General features: G+C 75.0%; 2 protein-coding genes. Both read left to right on the top strand.

Annotated features, from left to right (window positions below):
- The coding region (locus tag AOK15_RS37360; protein WP_240508773.1) for a ferric reductase-like transmembrane domain-containing protein at positions 1–731 on the top strand (731 nt) is incomplete at its 5' end.
- On the top strand, positions 728–1,968 hold a 1,241-nt coding region (locus AOK15_RS37355), incomplete at its 3' end, for an NADH-ubiquinone oxidoreductase-F iron-sulfur binding region domain-containing protein (RefSeq protein WP_055523141.1). The genes AOK15_RS37360 and AOK15_RS37355, both read left to right, overlap by 4 nt.

Genomic DNA, 1,968 nt, shown 5'->3' with positions numbered 1-1,968 from the left:
GCCCCGGCCCCGGCAGGCTCCCCGACCGCCATCCCCGGAGGCCCGCGATGACGACACTCGCCCTGACCGGCAGCCCTCTGTGGTACGCCAGCCGCGTCGGCGGCACCCTCACCCTGATCCTGCTCACCGCCACCGTGGTGCTCGGCATCGCCGCCGGCGGACGCACCACGCCGCGGCGGATCGGCAGGTTCGAGGTCGGGCTGCTGCACCGCAACCTGTCCCTGCTCACCCTGGTGTTCCTCGCCGTCCACGTGGTGACCGCGGTGCTCGATCCGTTCGTGCACCTGGGCTGGGCGGTCTCCCTGGTGCCGTTCGCGGCGTCCTACCGTCCGCTCTGGCTCGGACTGGGCACGGTCGCGCTCGACCTTCTGCTCGCGGTACTGGTCACCAGCGCGCTACGGCGCCGACTCGGGGTGCGCCGCTGGAAGGCCGTGCACTGGCTGGCCTACGCCGCCTGGCCGCTCGCTCTCTTCCACAGCGTCGGGACCGGCACCGACACCCGGCTCCCTCTCCAGCTGTGGCTGTATGCCGCCTGCCTGATGTCGGTGGTCGGTGCCGTGTGGTGGCGACTGGCGAAGGCCGGTCCCGGGCGGGGCGTCCGGCGCTCGACGGCCGCGCTGGGCGCGATCACCGTACCGGTGGTGCTGACCGCGTTCCTCGCCACCGGACCGCTGCAGCCGGGCTGGGCCCAGCGTGCCGCGACGACGATCCTGCTCGGAGGCGGACGATGAACTCCTCGGCCGCGGCCCCCCTCGCGTCACAGCACCGTGTGCCCCCGCCGGACGACCCTGCCGCAGCCCGGCTGCTGTCCGCCTGGCACGCCACGGGGGCGCCGGCCGCTCTCGCCGATCACCTCCGACGCCACGGACCGGCCCCTGTCGCACCGGCTGCCGGCAGCCGGACGTCGTCGATGCCGCTGGTGGAGGCTGCCGAGGCGGCCGGGCTCACCGGGCGTGGCGGCGCCGGGTTCCCTTTCGCGCGCAAGCTGCGGGCCGTGGCGGAACGTGGTGGCCGGGCCGTGGGCGTCGTCAATGCGATGGAGAGCGAACCCGCGAGCCGCAAGGACCAGTTCCTGCTCGCCGTCGCGCCTCACCTCGTCCTCGACGGTGCCGTCCTGGCCGCGATCGCGGTCGGCGCCGACACCGTTCACGTCTGCCTGCCGCGCACCCGCACTGCCCAGTACCGGCAGCTGAGTGCGTCCCTGAGCGAACGACGGCGCGCCCGCCTCGACCCGGTGCGGCTGCGCCTGCACGCCCTTCCGCACGCCTACGTCTCCAGCGAGTCGACCTCGCTGGTGCGCTGGCTCAACGGAGGACCGGCCCGCCCACAGGGCAGCCCGCCACGCGCCCACGAACGCGGCGTCGCACGTCGCCCTACCCTCGTGAGCAACGCCGAGACCCTCGCCCACCTCGCCCTCATCGCCCGCCACGGACCCGACTGGTTCCGGGAGACGGGAACCGCACACGAGCCCGGCACCACACTCGTCACCGTCTCCGGCGCCGTCGCCATGCCGGGCGTTCAGGAGGTCGCGCTCGGCACACCCCTCGCCAAGATCCTCGCCCGCGCCGGAGGTCCCACGCAGCCTCTGCGGGCGCTCCTGCTCGGGGGCTTCGCCGGCACCTGGCTCCCTTCGGAACACCTGGGCACCCCCTTCACCCGGCGCGACCTGGCCCCGCTGGGCTCCGCACCCGGGGCCGGCGTTCTCGTCGGTCTTCCCCGCTCCGTCTGCGGGCTGAGCGAGACGGCGCGCATCCTCGCCTACCTCGCCACCCAAGGCGCCCGCCAGTGCGGCCCCTGCCGCTTCGGACTACCCGCCGTCGCCGACGACTTCGCCGCGCTGGCCGCCGGAAGGGCCGACCCCGGGCTGCTGCCCCGGCTACACCGCAGGACCGGTCTGCTGCCGGACCGGGGCGCCTGCCGACACCCCGACGGCGCCGCCCGCCTCGCCGCCTCCGCACTGAGCACCTT

It is taken from the genome of Streptomyces ossamyceticus, assembly GCF_001418475.1.
Taxonomy (GTDB): Bacteria; Actinomycetota; Actinomycetes; order Streptomycetales; family Streptomycetaceae; genus Streptomyces; species Streptomyces ossamyceticus.
Note: the sequence above shows the minus strand (reverse complement) of the source record. Positions and strands in the feature narration are given on the sequence as shown.